Source organism: Streptomyces sp. NPDC000941, assembly GCF_053599555.1.
In genome coordinates this window covers 11,758-28,084 of the sequence record NZ_JBSFMM010000145.1, presented here as the reverse complement: position 1 = coordinate 28,084, position 16,327 = coordinate 11,758, and the positions used below count along the sequence as shown (strand labels likewise).

14 protein-coding genes are annotated in these 16,327 nt (G+C 69.2%); 7 read left to right on the top strand and 7 right to left on the bottom strand.

The features are described 5' to 3' along the window. Positions 1-140 precede the first annotated feature (140 nt). Complete coding sequence (locus ACWDSL_RS35565; RefSeq protein ID WP_450492076.1) at positions 141-1,118, top strand: AfsR/SARP family transcriptional regulator; 978 nt, start codon at positions 141-143, stop codon at positions 1,116-1,118. A 503-nt stretch (positions 1,119-1,621) separates the two neighbouring features. Here ACWDSL_RS35565 and ACWDSL_RS35560 read toward each other — a convergent pair. Together ACWDSL_RS35560 and ACWDSL_RS35555 are read right to left on the bottom strand one after the other, a co-directional pair. Next, positions 1,622-1,876: a methyltransferase family protein gene (locus ACWDSL_RS35560; protein WP_450492075.1), complete on the bottom strand. Its 255-nt coding sequence runs from the start codon at positions 1,874-1,876 to the stop codon at positions 1,622-1,624. A gap of 356 nt (positions 1,877-2,232) precedes the next feature. Next, on the bottom strand, positions 2,233-3,039 hold the full coding sequence (locus ACWDSL_RS35555; RefSeq protein WP_450492074.1) for an alpha/beta fold hydrolase: 807 nt from the start codon (positions 3,037-3,039) through the stop codon (positions 2,233-2,235). 61 nt (positions 3,040-3,100) lie between these two features. Between ACWDSL_RS35555 and ACWDSL_RS35550 the strand changes: the two genes are divergently transcribed. Further along, a complete protein-coding gene (locus tag ACWDSL_RS35550) occupies positions 3,101-3,541 on the top strand; it encodes a MarR family winged helix-turn-helix transcriptional regulator (protein WP_450492073.1) in 441 nt (146 codons plus the stop codon). 31 nt (positions 3,542-3,572) lie between these two features. Here the strand turns inward: ACWDSL_RS35550 and ACWDSL_RS35545 are convergent, their stop codons facing one another. After that, complete coding sequence (locus ACWDSL_RS35545) at positions 3,573-5,219, bottom strand: PucR family transcriptional regulator (protein WP_450492072.1); 1,647 nt, start codon at positions 5,217-5,219, stop codon at positions 3,573-3,575. A 105-nt stretch (positions 5,220-5,324) separates the two neighbouring features. On the opposite strand from ACWDSL_RS35545, the gene ACWDSL_RS35540 reads away from it, so the two are divergent. After that, positions 5,325-6,830 carry a CoA-acylating methylmalonate-semialdehyde dehydrogenase gene (locus ACWDSL_RS35540; protein ID WP_450492071.1) on the top strand — a complete coding sequence of 502 codons (1,506 nt, stop codon included), beginning with the start codon at positions 5,325-5,327 and terminating at the stop codon, positions 6,828-6,830. A gap of 54 nt (positions 6,831-6,884) precedes the next feature. Continuing rightward, positions 6,885-8,246 carry an aminotransferase class III-fold pyridoxal phosphate-dependent enzyme gene (locus ACWDSL_RS35535; protein ID WP_450492070.1) on the top strand — a complete coding sequence of 454 codons (1,362 nt, stop codon included), beginning with the start codon at positions 6,885-6,887 and terminating at the stop codon, positions 8,244-8,246. Positions 8,247-8,250: 4 nt separating this feature from the next. Here ACWDSL_RS35535 and ACWDSL_RS35530 read toward each other — a convergent pair whose 3' ends face one another. Genes ACWDSL_RS35530 through ilvN form a run of 4 tightly spaced genes read right to left on the bottom strand, consistent with a single transcriptional unit; the run spans position 8,251 to position 12,128 of the window. Further along, positions 8,251-9,495: a dihydrolipoamide acetyltransferase family protein gene (locus ACWDSL_RS35530; protein WP_450492069.1), complete on the bottom strand. Its 1,245-nt coding sequence runs from the start codon at positions 9,493-9,495 to the stop codon at positions 8,251-8,253. Between the two features lie 31 nt (positions 9,496-9,526). Next, positions 9,527-10,531 carry an alpha-ketoacid dehydrogenase subunit beta gene (locus ACWDSL_RS35525; protein ID WP_450492068.1) on the bottom strand — a complete coding sequence of 335 codons (1,005 nt, stop codon included), beginning with the start codon at positions 10,529-10,531 and terminating at the stop codon, positions 9,527-9,529. After that, complete coding sequence (locus ACWDSL_RS35520; RefSeq protein WP_450492067.1) at positions 10,528-11,616, bottom strand: thiamine pyrophosphate-dependent enzyme; 1,089 nt, start codon at positions 11,614-11,616, stop codon at positions 10,528-10,530. The genes ACWDSL_RS35525 and ACWDSL_RS35520 overlap by 4 nt, the downstream gene beginning before the upstream one ends. Continuing rightward, positions 11,613-12,128 (bottom strand): acetolactate synthase small subunit, encoded by a 516-nt coding sequence (gene ilvN, locus ACWDSL_RS35515; protein ID WP_450492066.1) that lies wholly within the window; start codon positions 12,126-12,128, stop codon positions 11,613-11,615. Before ilvN ends, ACWDSL_RS35520 begins: the two co-directional genes overlap by 4 nt. 210 nt (positions 12,129-12,338) lie before the next feature. Between ilvN and ACWDSL_RS35510 the strand changes: the two genes are divergently transcribed. The 3 genes from ACWDSL_RS35510 (at position 12,339) to ACWDSL_RS35500 (ending at position 16,260) form a co-directional block, all read left to right on the top strand. Then, positions 12,339-12,800 carry an Lrp/AsnC family transcriptional regulator gene (locus ACWDSL_RS35510; RefSeq protein WP_014173195.1) on the top strand — a complete coding sequence of 154 codons (462 nt, stop codon included), beginning with the start codon at positions 12,339-12,341 and terminating at the stop codon, positions 12,798-12,800. Positions 12,801-12,869: 69 nt separating this feature from the next. Further along, entirely contained in the window at positions 12,870-13,859 is a 990-nt protein-coding gene (locus tag ACWDSL_RS35505; protein WP_450492065.1) for a formylglycine-generating enzyme family protein, read from the top strand. Positions 13,860-13,992: 133 nt separating this feature from the next. Continuing rightward, the gene (locus ACWDSL_RS35500) at positions 13,993-16,260 is read left to right on the top strand and encodes an arylsulfatase (RefSeq protein WP_450492064.1); all 2,268 of its coding nucleotides are present in this window, start codon (positions 13,993-13,995) and stop codon (positions 16,258-16,260) included. The last annotated feature ends 67 nt before the right edge of the window (positions 16,261-16,327 follow it).

Sequence of the window (16,327 nt, the reverse complement as noted above, 5' to 3'; positions counted from 1 at the left end):
CACCCCCCAGGTCATGCCTTCGACAGGGGGGAACAGTCATGCCGGGCCCGGAGGCCAGCGGCCCTCTTGCAGGACCGCGAAGAACATAACGGGGGTACCTCGGCAGCCGTTCGCGGTGTGCCAGGAGGTGAGCGAACAGCATGAACTCAAGTCACGAACAGACCAGGCGATACGCCATACTCGGTCCGGTCGAGGTCCTGCACGGTGAGACACCGCTGGATCTGGGGCCACGGCAGCGCCGAGTACTGCTCACGCGCTTGCTGATCGAGGACGGTCGGCCCATCTCGCTGCCACAGCTGTGCCGGGATCTGTGGCAGGGAGACCAGCCTGCGGCGGCGGCCTCCTCCGTACGCGCGCACATCAGCAGGCTGCGCTCGGTACTCGACCCGGTGCGTCAGGGCCGGTCCACCGTGCTGGTGAACGGACCGGCCGGCTACGCCCTGAAGGTGCCCCGTGAGACCCAGCACACCGTACTCTTCGAGCAGTCCCTGGCCAGGGCCCGCGATTTGCTGCGGAGCAATCAGGTCGCCTCGGCTCATACGGACTTGGAAGCCGCGCTCGGACTGCGGCGTGGCGATGCCCTCGGTGAGGCCGCCGAGTACGCCTTTGCGACACGTGAGGCGGCACGGCTCGCGGCCGCCCACCACGATGCCAGGGAACTGCAGGCCGCCATCCTCATCGAACTGGGCGATCTGGAGCGGGCGGTCGGCATCGCCGAAGATCTCGTCGTCAAGGCCCCGCTCCGCGAGGCATCCTGGGCGCTGCTGATGCGCTCGCTGTACAAGATGGGCCGGACGGTCGAGGCGCTGCATCAGTACGGGCGGTTCCGCACCATGCTGGCCAAGAAACTCGGTCTGGACCCCAGCCCCGGGCTGAACGACCTGCACACCGCCATCCTGCGGCATGACACCGCGGTCCTCGGCAGCCCCCGTCACTCCCGCTCCGCCACCACCCTGTCCCCTGGTCCTGGCGTCACCGCGGAGCCCCGCCACCCAACTCCTGGACGGCCTGCGCCAAGAAGGTGCCGGAACACCGACGCACGACGGTACCGGCGGGGGGCAGCTCACCGCGCTCCTGCGGGGGCTGAACCAACAACCCACCGTGTGTGTGATCGATGATCTGGACTGGGCCACACCGGACTTTCACGCCCTGCTGCGCCGGCTCGCCATCGTACTGCGGGGCGCCCGCATCGCCGTCGTCTGCGCCCTGAGGAACGCCGATGACCCCATGGCCTGCGGGCTGCTCGCGGAGCTGGCCCGGCACGGCGCCACCAGGCTGCATCTGGAGCCGCTGTCGGTGGCCGACGTGGCCGAACTGCTCACCGCCCGCGGGGAAAGCGCCTCGCCCGATGAGGCATCGGCGTTGCACCGGCGCAGCGAGGGCAATCCCTTCGCCCTCGGCGAGCTGTTGAAGCTCCCGCCCGATCGGCGCACCGGACCCTCGGCGCGGGTACCTGCCTCGGTGCGCAGCGTCGTACAGGCACGGCTGGCGGAACTGCCGGCCGCGGCCAAAACCATGCTCACCTACGCCGCGGCCGACGGCGAAACGCTGGACATCGGTCTGCTCGCCGATGTGCAGGGCATGGCACGGGACCGGCTGCTGCCGCTGGCCGACGCCGCCGTCACCGCCCGCGTCCTGGTCTGGGACGCCGGCCCCGATGAGCACTCCACGGGCCATGCAGCAGCCGCCCCAGCGCGTCGGCGTCCGTCCCCGTGGTCTTCGCCAGCTCCGCGACCGCCATCGGACCGTCGTGCAGCGCCGTGGCCACATCGAACTTGGCCAGTGTGTACAGCGCCTGGGACTGCTGGAAACCCGACAGCAGACGCAGCATCTCCATGGATTGCTCGGCCTGCGAGGGAGTGGGCGCGGGGGGCATGGGCCTCTCCAGAGTGTGCGGAAATTCGCGGTAATACGACTACCGCGAACCTATGGCACCCTGCTTGCAGAAATGTTGTCAACTTGCCGGAGAGCTGCTGGTGTTGGAATGCGTTGGAGTCCGGCGGGGCCGCGTGCCGACCGAGCGGGCGTATTCGGTGGGTGTCCGGCCGTAGCGCTTCTTGAAGGCCCGGGTGAAGTGGCTGGTGTCCACGGACTGCGGACTGCCAGTGGACAGCGAGTTCCGAGACGCTCCGCCGACCGGACGGGTGGTAAGAGCGGGCCGGGCCTCCGCGGGTTGCCGACGACTGTTGTAGTTCGGTAACCGTCCCGCCGGGCAGTGCGAAAGGAAGGAACTCAGGTGGCGTTGGAGTCGGCCGTGCGGCGAGCGTGGGCTTCGATCAGGGCGAGCGTGACGTCGGGCTGCTCGATATGAGGCAGGTGACCGGCCTTGGGGATGACTTCGAGGTGGGCGTCGGCGAAGGCTGCGGCGTAGGCAGCGCCGTAGGCCGGTGTGACCACGCGGTCGCTCTCCCCCCACAGCAGCAGTGCCGGTATGTCCACCCGGCTCAGCCGGCGCAGCAGTTTCGCATCGTGCATGTACGGCTCGCCCGCGAGAACGCGCATGGTGGCCATGTTGGCCTGCCGGGTGGCGCGTTGGCCGGACGGTATGGCGGCGGGGTCCACGTAGTAGCGGTCCGGGTCGTACCAGGAATGCTCCGCCACACCGCGGGCGTCGAGGGCGAAGAAGTTCGTCATCGGCTCGTCGGCGATGTGCACGCCCACCGCGTCGATCAGGACGAGGCCGCCGATAACACCCGCCGTGTCACGTACCGCCATCTCGGCCGCGATCCAGCCGCCGAGTGAGGAGCCGACGACCAGGACGTCGCGCAGGCCGCGGTCGCGCAGGAGCCGCAGGTAGGCCATGGCCAGATCGTCCACGCCGGTCAGCCAGCCGGGGCGAGGCGTCCCCTCCCAGCCGGGATGCACAGGTGTGAGGGTGTGCGCGGTGGACGAGAGATGTGCGGCGATGCCGGCGACGGTGGCGGGCCCACCACCTCCGTGCAGGACGAGCACCGGGCGGCCGGTGCCCGCCTCGGACAGGGTGAGGTCGAGGTCGTCGTACGAGGCGTCAGGAGCAGGGGAATTGATGTCCGTTGTCATGCGCCACACTCTAACTAAACTTCTTTAATTAAGCTAGTTTCATTGCGGGTAGACTTGCAGCATGGATGCTGATCTGCAGGTTTTGGGGCGCGCGGTCAAGCAGGCGCAGTACCGGCAGCACCGAGCGCTGGACAGTGCGCTGGGCGAGGTCGGTACGACGTTGGCGCAGTGGGACGCGTTGCGCGCCATCAGCCGCCGCCCCGGAGCGTCGGCGCGCGAGTTGGCCGCCGTGACGTTCCAGAGCGAGCAGGCGTTCGGAGCGCTCGTGGGCCGTCTGGCCGCCCAGGGACTGGTGGAGCGCAGGCCGGGCCACGGACGCCGCGTCGAACATCACCTCACGCCCGCCGGCGAACAGACCCTGGCCGCCGGCCACCGGGTCAGCGACAAGGTCCTGGAGGAGTGTTTCTCGCCTCTTCCGTCAGCGGACCGGGAAACTCTGCTCGGTCTGCTACGCCGGCTCAACGGCGAGGGCCCTGATCAACTCGACCTCCAGAACCGCTAGTTGACGTCGAGGGCAGCGGCCGGCCGGTGGGTCAGCGGGCGTCGATGATCATGAGGGCGGTGTGCAGCGAGGTCCGTGACTCGGCAGACTCCAGTGAGACGTCAAGGATGCGCTCGATGGTCCGCAGACGGCTGTAGAGGGTGGGGCGGCTCAGGCCGGTCAGCCGGGCGGTGTGCGTCTTGGAGCCCGCGCAGTCGAGGTGGGTGCGCAGCAGGGTCAAGAGGTTGTCGCCCGTGCGGGCGTCGTGGTCGAGGAGGCGGCCCAGTTCGGTCTCGGCGAACGCCTGGACGCGGTGGTCGTTGCGGAGGAGGGCGACGAGCCCGCGCAGGCGTACGTCGGTCGAGCGGTAGAGGCGGTTGGTCTCCGGCATGGTCAGCCCCACGTCGGCCACGTGTTCCGCCTCGGTGATGCCCTGGGCCGCCGCGATGAGGCTCGGGGAGGCGGGCGCGGTGCCGGCGGTCCAGCCGTCCGTGCCGCCTCGTCCGGTCAGCCGCTCGCGCAGCCCGCCGCATACGGCGCTCAGCGCGCTGTCGGCGCCCTTGGGGGGACACGACATGATCGCCGAGACGGTTCCTTCCCTGCGGATGGAGACGATCGCGCTCTGCCCGGCGGCGGCGACCGCCTGACGCACGGCGGCCAGCAGGCGGCGGTCGACTTCGCCCTGGGTCAGCGCGTCGGTGTCGGGCCGCCCGGGGACCCGTACGGACAGCGGTACGTACTGGGTGCTCGGGGTGAGGCCGAGGGCGCTCGCCCGGGCCAGGGCCTCGGCGCCGTCGTTGATCCGGCCGCCCCGCAGATCGTCCAGGAGGCCGCCGTGCGCGTGGACGACGAGGGCGTCGCGCTCCTGCTGGATCATCCGGTGCAGCTGCAGGGACTGCGCGGCGCGTTCGAGGACCATGCGTGCGCGGGATGCGTTCGGTGTGCGGGCGGGCAGCACGAGTCGGCCCCATCGTTCGGAGCCGACGCCCACCGGGACGGCCGACCAGGCCGAACCGGTGGCGGAACCGGTGGTGGATCCGGTGGTAGAACCGGTGGCGGATCCGCTGGTGGGGGTGTCCGCCGAGGCGTGGAGGCGTGATCGTTCTGCCCACTGGTACAAAAGCTGCGCCGTCGGGGTGTCCACCGCGCAGAAGGCCAGCACATGCCGGCTGAGATCTTCCAGTACCAGGGGGGCGCCCAGGGTCTGTGCCGCGCGCGTCACGATGTCCGTGGTGGAGGCGCGGGCGATGTTGAGCGAGGTGAAGACCTCGTGGGTGGTCCGGGCGAATTCCACCTCGTCGTACTGGTCCGCCACGATCAGCCGGTGTACCTGCTGGGTGACCTCGATGAAGCGGATCGTGGCGGACAGGACCGCCACCGGGAGACGGAGCGAGTCGGCCAGGGTCCCCAGATAGTCGGGCGCCGCCTTGAGGTGGGTGCCCAGTTCGATGACGAGTCCCGCCACGTCCTGCTCGGCCAGCATGGTCAGGTAGGCGGACGCCTGGCGGGCACCGCCGGCCAGGGGCAGACCGGTGGTCAGGACGAGTTCACCGCCCTCGAGCAGATCGGTGAGGTCGGTGAGATCGCTGATGTGGACCCAGCGGACCGGTCGGTCGAGGTGATCCCGGCCGCCGATGACACGCGGGCGGCCCGCGGCCATGACGGGCAGCGCGAGGACTTCCTGGATCGTCAGCTGCACGAACGAAGTGTAAGCAGTTGGCCGGATGTTTTTACAGTCTGTCGGCCCGGGCTCTGGCAGCCTCGCCAGCAGCATCATGTACGACCGAGCGAGGGCGAGGAATCAGTGGCGACCAGCGATCTTTCACGTATCGGCCATTGGGCGAACAACAAGGCTTTCCCCGGTACGAGCGGCCGTGCCGCCGCCGTGACCAATCCCGCGACCGGTGCGGTGACGGGCGAGGTGGCCCTGGCCCATGTGGAGGACTGCCACGCGGTGATCGAGGCGGCCGCGGCCGCCTTCCCCGCCTGGCGTGACACCTCGCTGGCCAGGCGCACCGCGATCATGTTCCGGTTCCGGGAACTGCTCAACGAGCGCAAGGGCGAGCTCGCCGAGATCATCACCAGTGAGCACGGCAAGGTCCTGTCGGACGCGCTGGGCGAGGTCACCCGCGGCCAGGAGGTCGTGGAGTTCGCCTGCGGCATCCCGCATCTGCTCAAGGGCGGATTCAGCGAGAACGCCTCGACCGGGGTGGACGTGACCTCGATCCGGCAGCCGCTCGGAGTGGTCGGCATCATCTCGCCGTTCAACTTCCCCGCCATGGTGCCCATGTGGTTCTTCCCCGTGGCCATCGCGGCCGGCAACACCGTGGTGCTCAAGCCGAGCGAGAAGGATCCCTCGGCCGCCCTGTGGCTGGCCGAGCTGTGGGCCGAGGCCGGACTGCCTGCCGGGGTGTTCAACGTACTGCAGGGTGACAAGGTCGCGGTCGACGAGCTGCTGTCCCACCGGGCCGTCAAGGCCATCAGCTTCGTGGGCTCCACGCCGGTCGCCCAGTACGTGTACGCCGCGGGAACCGCCGAGGGGAAGCGGGTCCAGGCGCTGGGCGGGGCGAAGAACCACGCCGTCGTGCTGCCCGACGCCGATCTGGACCTCGCCGCCGACGCCATGGTCAACGCCGGATTCGGGTCGGCCGGGGAGCGCTGCATGGCGATCTCCGCCGTCGTGGCGGTCGGGGACATCGCCGATGAACTGGTCGCGAAGATCGCCGAGCGCACCCGTCTCGTCAAGACCGGCGACGGCACCCGGGACAGTGACATGGGGCCGCTGGTGACGGCCGCGCACCGGGACCGAGTCGCCTCCTACATCGACGGGGCCGAGCGCGAGGGCGCGGCCATCGTCGTGGACGGACGGCAGGTCGTGGCCGACGGCGGCCGGGACGGATTCTGGCTCGGCCCCACCCTCGTCGACGGCGTCACCACCACCATGAGCTGCTACACGGACGAGATCTTCGGACCGGTCCTGTCCGTCCTGCGGGTCGACTCCTACGACGAGGCCCTGGAGCTGATCAACGCCAACCCGTACGGCAACGGCACGGCGATCTTCACCAATGACGGCGGGGCCGCGCGCCGCTTCCACAACGAGGTCGAGGTCGGCATGGTCGGCATCAACGTGCCGATTCCCGTGCCGATGGCCTACTACAGCTTCGGCGGCTGGAAGAGCTCCCTGTTCGGGGACACCCATGCGCACGGCACTGAAGGCGTGCACTTCTTCACCCGCGGCAAGGTCGTCACCACCCGCTGGCGCGGCCCCGACCAGGGCGGCCTCAACCTCGGCTTCCCGCAGACCGTCTGAGACCGCCTGGGCCCGCCTGAGCCGGCCTGAAGGAGAATGAAGGAGCCACCCGTCATGACTCTCGTCCACCCCGAGCGGGGCGCGCAGGCCGTCGCCCGGACCTACGAGCTCGACCGCCGCCATGTCTTCCACTCCTGGTCCGCCCAGGCCGAACTCACCCCCATGGTCATCACCCGCGCCGAGGGCTCCTACATCTGGGACGGCGAAGGCAACCGGCTGCTCGACTTCTCCTCCCAGCTGGTGAACACCAACATCGGCCACCAGCACCCCTACGTCGTGGAAGCGATCGCCGACCAGGCCCGCACCCTGGCCACCGTCGCCCCGCAGCACGCCAACGACCAGCGCTCCGAGGCGGCCCGGCTGATCTGCGAACGCGCCCCCGGCGATCTGAACCGGGTGTTCTTCACCAACGGCGGCGCCGACGCCAACGAACACGCCGTGCGCATGGCCCGGCTGACCACCGGCCGGCCCAAGGTACTGAGCCGCTACCGCTCGTACCACGGCGGAACGCAGACCGCGATCAATCTGACCGGGGACCCGCGCCGCTGGCCCAACGACGAAGGGACCTCCGGCGTGGTCCACTTCTTCGGCCCGTACCTCTACCGCAGCCACTTCGACGCGACGACCGAAGAGGAGGAGTGCCGACGGGCGCTCGCACACCTCGAGCAGGTCATCGAACTCGAGGGGCCGCAGACCATCGCCGCGATCCTGCTGGAGGCCATCCCCGGGACGGCCGGCATCATGCTGCCGCCGCCGGGCTATCTCGCGGGCGTCAGGGCGCTGTGCGACCAGTACGGCATCGTGTTCATCGTCGACGAGGTGATGACCGGCTTCGGCCGCACCGGCGCATGGTTCGTGTGCGACGACGAAGGCGTGGTCCCCGACCTGCTGACCTTCGCCAAGGGGGTCAACTCCGGGTACGTCCCGCTGGGCGGTGTCGTCATCTCGGACCGGATCGCCGAGCACTTCGCACACCGCCCCTACCCCGGCGGGCTCACCTACTCCGGGCACCCGCTGGCGTGTGCGGCGGCCGTCGCCGCGATCACCGTCATGGAACGCGACGGCATCATCGACAACGCCCGCCGCATCGGCACCGACGTGTTCGGCCCCGAACTCGTCCGGCTCGCCGCACAGCACCCCAGCGTCGGCGAAGTCCGCGGACGCGGTGTCTTCTGGGCCATCGAGCTCGTCACCGACCGGCACACCCGCCGGCCTGTCGCACCGACCGGCGGCAGCAGCCCGGTGATGACCGAGGCCGTCCGCGCTTCGAAGGAGCTCGGGCTGCTGCCGTTCACCAACTCGAACCGCATCCATCTCGTACCGCCGTGCACCATCACCGAATCCGAGGCCCGCGAGGGGCTGCACATCATCGACCAGGTGCTGAGCCGGGTCGACACGCTGGTGGCCCAGGACTGAAACATCAGCGGTGCAGCACCATCAGGTCCGGCCGCTCGAGGAACCGGGCGATGTCGCGCAGGACTTGCGAGCCGAGCTCGCCGTCGACGAGGCGGTGGTCGAACGACATGGTGAGGGTCGTGGTGTCGCGCAGCCGTATGCGTCCCTTGTGTTCCCATGGCGTTCGCCGCACCTGGCCGAAGCAGAGGATCGCGGCTTCGCCGGGGTTGAGGATCGGTGTTCCGCCGTCGATGCCGAATACACCGATGTTGGTGATCGTGAACGTCCCGTTCCTCATCCGCTCGGGTGGCGTCCTGCCGGCGCGGGCCTGATCGATCAGATCGGTGAGCGCCACGGCGATCTCCCGCAGGGAGAGCCGCTGGGCCGCGGCGATGTTGGGGACGATGAGCCCCCTGGGCGTCGCCGCGGCGATGCCGAGATTGACGTCGGCGTACTGGACGATCTCACCGGCCGCGGCATCCCATTTCGCGTTGATCTCGGGATGCCGCGCGATGGCGGTCAGCGCGGCCTTGATGACCAGACACAGCGGTGTCAGGCGCACATCCCCGAACGCCTTGTCGGCGCGCGCCCTCGCCAGCAGCTTGAGGGACCGCGTCATATCGACGGTGACCCATTCCGTGACGTGCGGAGCGGTGAAGGCGCTGGTGACCATGGCTTCCGCGGTGTGCTTGCGCACGCCGCGGATCGGCGTGCGCACCACGTCGCCGCGGGGGGCATCGGGGGTGTTCGGGGCGGTTTCCCGCTGCTCGGCGAGGCGGTGCACATCCTCGCGGGTGATGCGCCCCGACGGGCCGGTGGCGGTGGCGAGGCTCAGGTCGACTCCGAGGTCGCGGGCGAGCTTGCGCACCGGCGGGGTGGCCAGGGATGTGCGGGTGGCGGATGCAGCGGGTACGGCGGATGTGGCGGCCGGCGGCCCGGGCTCTCTCTTGCGCGGGCGGCGCGCTGTCCGCGCGTGTGCCGGCCCGTAGCCGACCAGGACGGGCTCGCGGGCGGGGGCGGAGGGCTCCTCGACCTCGAACGCGATGATCGGCGCGCCGACGGCCACCGCCTCGCCCGCGGCGCGGAGGACTTCGGTGACGGTCCCTGCGTACGGGCTGGGCAGCTCCACCGCTGCCTTCGCCGTCTCGATCTCCACGATGATGTCGTTGACGCCGACCGGGTCGCCGGGTCCCACGCGCCACTCGAGGATTTCGGCCTCGGTCAGGCCCTCGCCGACATCGGGCAGGTGGAAGTGCTTGGTTACGGGCATCGTGTCCTCCAGATGAGATTCGCCGGACGGTTCAGGGGGCGCACACCCGGTCGACGGCGTCGAGAACTCGATCGAGATCGGGCAGGTAGTCGTCTTCGGCCCGGGCCGGCGGATAGGGGACGTTGTAGCCACCGACCCGTGCCACGGGGGCCTCGAGGTCGTAGAAGCAGTGCTCCATGACCGTCGCGGCGATTTCAGCGCCCAGGCCGACGTTGACGGGCGCCTCGTGTACGACCACGACGCGTCCCGTCTTCGCTGCCGAGCGGGTCAGTGCGGTGGTGTCCAGGGGCGACAGCGAGCGGAGGTCCAGGACTTCCAGCGAACGGCCTTCGGCGGCGGCGATCTCGGCCGAGTTGAGTGCGACGGCGACCGTGGGCCCGTACGCGACCACGGTGACGTCGGTGCCCTCGCGCAGGACCCGGGCGCGCCCCAGCGTGTCGCCGTCCACGGGGCGGCCGAGGTCGAGCTCGGCCCGGTCCCAGTACCGGCGCTTCGGCTCGTAGAAGATGACGGGGTCGTCGCAGGCGATCGCGGCGCGGAGCATGTCGTACGCGTCCTGGGGATGGGCGCAGGCCACGACGCGCAGTCCGGCCGTGTGGCAGAAGTACGCCTCGTTCGACTCGCTGTGGTGCTCGACCGCGCCGATCCCGCCGCCCACCGGGATCCGGATGGTGACGGGAAGCCGCAGCAGCCCGCCCGACCGGGCGCGCATCTTCGCCAGTTGGCTGACGATCTGGTCGAAGGCGGGGTAGACGAACCCGTCGAACTGGATCTCGCACACCGGTCGGTACCCCCGCAGGGCCAGGCCGATCGCCGTCCCGATGATTCCCGATTCGGCCAGCGGGGTGTCCATGACGCGGTCGCCGAACTCGTCGGCGAGGCCGTCGGTCACCCGGAACACCCCGCCCAGGGACGCGATGTCCTCACCGAGCAGAATCACCCGCTCGTCGTCGCGCATGGCCTGGCGCAGGCCCTCGTTCAGTGCACGTCCGAGCGTGGCGGTGGTCGCGGCAGTGCTCACGGCGGTGGTGGTCACAGGAAGGACTCCCGATACGTCTCGAAGCCTTCGCGTTCGCGTCGCAGGGCCTCGGTCTCCTCACACAGGGTGTTGCGGAAGGTGTCGCTCAGAGACGGCTCCGGAAGCGCCCGGCACGCCTGGCGCGTCCGCAGCGCAAGCTCTTCTGCTTCGGAGGCGACCGTGGCGAAGTAGTCCTCGTCGGCCCAGCCGCGGGCGGTGAGCAGCAGGCGTACGCGCTCCACGGGGTCGTGGGCCTGCCACCGGGCGAGTTCGGCGCTGTCGCGATAGCGCTTGGGGTCGTCGGATGTGCTGTGTCCGGACATGCGATACGTGTGCGCCTCGATGAACCCGGGCGCCCCACCACCGCGGACCCGCTCGGCCATACGCTGCGTGGCGGCGTGGACGGCCAGTACGTCGTTGCCGTCCACGGACACCGCGTCGAGCCCGAATCCCCGCGCGCGTTCCCTCAGCGGGCCGGCGTACTGCTTGCTCGCGGGTGTCGAGATCGCCCATCCGTTGTTCTGGCAGAAGAACACGATGGGTGCCGATGTCACCGCGGCCCAGTTCAGCGCCTCGTTGGCGTCCCCCTGGCTGGACGCGCCGTCACCGAAGTAGGTGAACACGACGCTGTCGGTGGCGTCGTACCGTACGCCCATCGCATAGCCGACCGCGTGCAGTGTCTGCGTCGCCAGCACGAGGCTGTACATGTGGAAGTGGTAGCGCTCGGGGTCCCATGAGCCATGGCTCGCGCCACGCCACTGTGAAAGCAGCTCCGCCGGTGAGATTCCGCGGCACAGGGCTGCCACGTGTTCGCGGTAGGACGGGAAGACGCGGTCGTCCGTCCGGAGGGCGCGGATCGACCCGGCTTGTGCCGCCTCCTGCCCGAGGGACATCAGCCAGAGCCCGAGCTCGCCCTGGCGTTGCAGGGAGTACGCCTCCTGGTCGAAGCGGCGCCCGAGCACCATGTCGCGGTACAGCGTACGTACCAGGTCATCGGTGACGTCGAGGATGCCCGCGGCCGCCTGTTCGTTCAGCGTCCCGGCGGGATCGACCAACTGCAGGACGTCATCGGCCGGGGCCATGCGGTTCCGGTTCGTACTCATGACGGCCCCCAGGTCCGCGCGCGGTCCACGGCGGTGTATCGCTTCCGGGGCGGGCACGAGATCCGCAGCGGCGGCGCCGTCACGAGCTCCCGGATGGTGAAGCCGGAGAGCGCTTTGACGAGGGCGTCGACACGGGCGGGCTCCGCCGCGGCGAAGACGGTGCAGCGCGTCCGTTCGGCTTCCACGATCTCGGCGGAGAACGCCCGCGCGATGGCGAGGGCTTCGGGGAGTCGGCCTTCGGGAAAGGCGACCGTCACAAATGCCCCACGCCGGTGGTGCGACCTGTCGTCGGAGAGACGGACGACCTTGACGACCTCGGGTGACCGGTTCAGGAACTTGACGAGCTGCTGCAACTTGATCTCGTCTGCCGTGTCCACCTCGATGGTGATCCTCCGCAGCCCGTCGACGGGCGCGGCGACGTCCATGGTGATCACGTCGAACTGGCGGTGCGCCAAGATCGATGCGACCCGGGCGACCGCCAAGGGCGCGGCGACGACATCGAGTTGCAGCACGGCACCACCGGGGTGCGGGCCTGGATTCACGGCTTCGGAGGGGGCAGCGCGGGTTGCTGATTGTGTCGCGGCTGACATGAGGGACACCGTGGCAAGGGCGCGATGGCGTCCACAACGAAAGTGCGCACAGCGATGCGAAGCACGCTCCTCCCGAGCAGTCCGTCCGGGGCGAAAGTGAGCGTTGCGGTAAGTGCTGCTTACACTTGGGGCATGTCGGCACCCGTACATCTCGACTCGGTCGATCTGCAGATCCTGGAGTTGCTGCGAGCCGACGGGCGGCGCACCGTGCGCGATATCGCACGTCTGGTGAAGCTTTCGCCGGCGCCGGTCCGCCGGCGCATCACACGCCTCGAGGAGTCGGGGGTCATCACCGGCTACACGATCACCACGGATCAGGCCAGGCTCGGTCAGGGCCTTCAGGCGGTCACCGAGCTGCGTTTCACGGGCGACACGGACATCCATGACATCGTGGAGTTCGCGTCGACCCTGCCCGAGGTCGACGAGGTGCTGACGCTCACCGGCGATGTGGACGCCCTGGTCAGGTTGCATGTGGACAACGTCGATGAGCTGCAGAAAGTGGTCAATCGTCTGCGTCGTAAGGGGGTCGGTGTGCTGCAGACGAAGACACTGATCGTCATCGCCTCCTGGCAGCGTGGAGCACCCGTGCCCTGAGGCCGCAGGGACTCAGCGGTGTATATGTGATCAGTCGGACCAGGAACAGCGGCCACGGTCGGAGGAGCGATGTCAGGTGCGTGTTGCGCCCCCGCCTCAGGGGGCGACCGGGACGACCGGGAGATGCCCGAGCCCTCCGCCGTTCGGCTCCAGGCCCCGGAGCGGGACCGGGCGCAGGGGCTGCGCGCCATGCTGCGCATCCCCGGAGGGACGTTTTCGATGGGGGGCGATGACGCCGACGCGTTTCCCGAGGACGGTGAGGGCCCGGTCCGGGCGGTGCGGCTGTCGCCGTTGCTCATCGACGCCACGGCCGTCACCAACAGGCAGTTCGCCGCCTTCGTGCGCGCCAGCGGCTATCGGACCGACGCCGAGCGCTACGGCTGGTCCTACGTGTTCTACGCGCTCGTCCACCCCGAGGCCCGGCACCTGGTGCGCGACAAGGTGGCGCAGGCGCCCTGGTGGCTCGCGGTGGAGGGGGCGTGCTGGCAGGCCCCGTACGGGCCGGGGTCGTCATGGACCGAGCTGTCGAACCACCCCGTCGTCCATGTCTCCTGGCGCGACGCGTCCGCGTATGCGGCCTGGGCGGGCAAGCGCCTGCCCACGGAGGCGGAGTGGGAGCGGGCGGCGCGTGGCGGTCTGGAGCGCTCCCGCTTCCCCTGGGGGGACGAACTGCTGCCCCGCGGGCAGCACCGCTGCAATATCTGGCAGGGGCGATTCCCGCAGGTCAACACGGGTGAGGACGGGTATCTGGGCACCGCGCCGGTCAAGACCTACCGGCCCAACAACTTCGGCCTGTACAACACCTCGGGCAATGTGTGGGAATGGTGCTCCGACTGGTGGAGCACCACATGGCATGCGGCCGACCGCCCGGAGACCCGCCAGAACCCGGCCGGGCCTCCTGCCGGGGAGGCAAAGGTGATCCGCGGCGGCTCGTATCTGTGCCATGCGTCGTACTGCAACCGCTACCGCGTCGCCGCGCGCACCTCCAACACACCGGACAGCAGCACCGGCCACATGGGGTTCCGTTGCGCGGCTGATCTGCGCCGGACGGGTCGGTAGCCGAACCGCCGCCGCAGCGGGCCGGCTGGGGTGGCGATGGTTGACACCGCAACAGGGGCGGGCGAAACTTACTGCCCAGACTACTGGTAAGACCAGTTAACCTGAGCCTCTCTTGGTCAAAGGAGCGTCCTGGATGACCATCGCCTCCCCGCATCCGCCGTCCGAGAGCGGCACTTTCCAAGGCAAGATCGGCACCACCTACGAGGAGTCGACTCCCTGGTGGCCGGAGCCACAGACGCTCCCCGAGGACACGCCGAATGTCGTGGTCATCGTGCTCGACGATGTCGGCTTCTCCGACCTGGGCTGTTTCGGCTCGGACATCGACACCCCGGCCATGGACGCCCTCGCCACCGACGGCCTTCGCTACGCGAACTTCCACACCACCACACTGTGTTCGCCCACCCGCGCCTCCCTGCTGACCGGCCGCAACCACCACTCCGTCGGCATGCGCATGCTGTCCAACTTCGACACCGGCTTCCCCAGCGGCCGCGGACGGATCACCAAGGCCGCCGCGACCCTGCCCGAGGTGCTGCGCGACAGCGGCTTCAACACCATGGCCGTGGGCAAGTGGCATCTGGCGCCGATGGAGCAGACCACCGCCTCCGGGCCGTACACCCAGTGGCCGCTGTCCCGCGGGTTCGAGCGCTACTACGGATTCCTGGAAGCCGAGACGGACAGCTTCTATCCGGAGCTGTTCTACGACAACCACGCCGTGGACCCGCCGAAGAGCCCGGAAGAGGGCTATCACCTCAGCGAGGACCTGGCCGACCGGGCGATCCAGTTCATTACGGACCAGACGTCGGTCACCCCGGACAAGCCCTTCTTCATGTACATGGCGTTCGGCGCGGCACACGCCCCGCACCAGGCTCCCCAGGAGTACCTGGAGAAGTACCGGGGCCGGTTCGACCACGGCTGGGACGCCGAGCGCGCCACCCGCCACGCCCGCCAGATCGAGCGGGGCATCCTGCCGCCCGGCACCGAACTGGCGCCGCGCAACCCAGGGGTCGTTCCCTTCGACGAGCTGTCGGACGACGAGAAGAAGCTGTCCGTACGCCTCCAGGAGGCCTACGCGGCGATGCTCGACCACACCGACCACCAGATCGGCCGGGTGATGGAGTTCCTGGAGCGGATAGGCCGGTTGGAGAACACCATCACCATCCTGCTCTCGGACAACGGGGCCAGTCAGGAAGGCGGGCAGAAGGGTTCGCTCAACCCCACCGCGTTCCAGAACGGCATCGCCGAGGACCTGGAGGAGATGGTCGCGCGGATCGATGACATCGGCACCACCCGCGCCCATGCCAACTACCCCTGGGGCTGGGCACAGGCAGGAAACACGCCGTTCAAGCGCTACAAGCAGAACACCCACGAAGGCGGCGTCCGCTGCCCGCTCATTGTGCGGTGGCCGCGGGGACTTCCGCGCACCGGAGAGATCAGGCAGCAGTTCCACCATGTCACGGACATCGTCCCGACCCTTTTCGAACTGCTGGGTGTGCAGTCCCCCTCGGTCTACAACGGCATTCCGCAACTGCCGATCCACGGTGTGAGCATGGCCTACACCTTCGGCTCGCCGACCGCACCGACACGCAAAGAAGCCCAGTACTTCGAGATGTTCGGACACCGCGCGATCTGGCACGACGGCTGGAAGGCCGTCTCCTTCCACCAGCGCGGTACGTCCTTCGACGCGGACCAGTGGGAGCTCTACCATCACGACACCGACTTCTCGGAGTGCGACGACCTGGCGCAGCAGCGGCCCGAGCAGCTGCAGAAGATGATTTCCCGCTTCTGGGTGGAGGCGGGAAAGTACGATGTGCTGCCCCTGGACGACCAAGGGTTCGCCTACCGGGCGAAGATTCCGCGCCCCGGCTCCCCGCGGATGCGCACCACCTTCACCTACTACCCCGGTATGGCCCATCTGCCCATCGCCGCGGTCCCACCGGTGATGAACCGCGGACACCGCATCACCGCGTTCGTCGACCGGGCCGCCGCGTCGGACGAGGGTGTCCTGGTGTCCCTGGGCAATATCAGCAGCGGATACGTCCTGTACGTCAAGGACAACCGGCTGATCTACGAGTACAACTTCCTCGGCACCCGGTACACGGTGACCTCCACGGAAGAACTCCCGCTCGGCCCGGCGGAGCTGACCTTCGAATTCGTCAAGACCGGTGATATGCGGGGCACCGGACATCTGTATGTGTCGGGAAGGCCGGTCGGCTCCGAGCCCATTCCGCGGGTGCTCCCGCACTTCCTGGGCTGGCAGGGCCTCGACATCGGCCGGGACACCCTGTCGCCCTCTTCTTCCAGCTACGAGGGCGAATTCGCGTTCACCGGAGGGTTCGAGAAGGTGGTGTTCACGGTCGCTCCGGACGAGGAGGACACGGAGCCCTTCGAGCGGATCGACTGACCCCCGCCGCCATACGACTGGGAGCGACGCGGAGCCCTTCGGGGCCCGCGTCGCTCCCAGTTGGTCA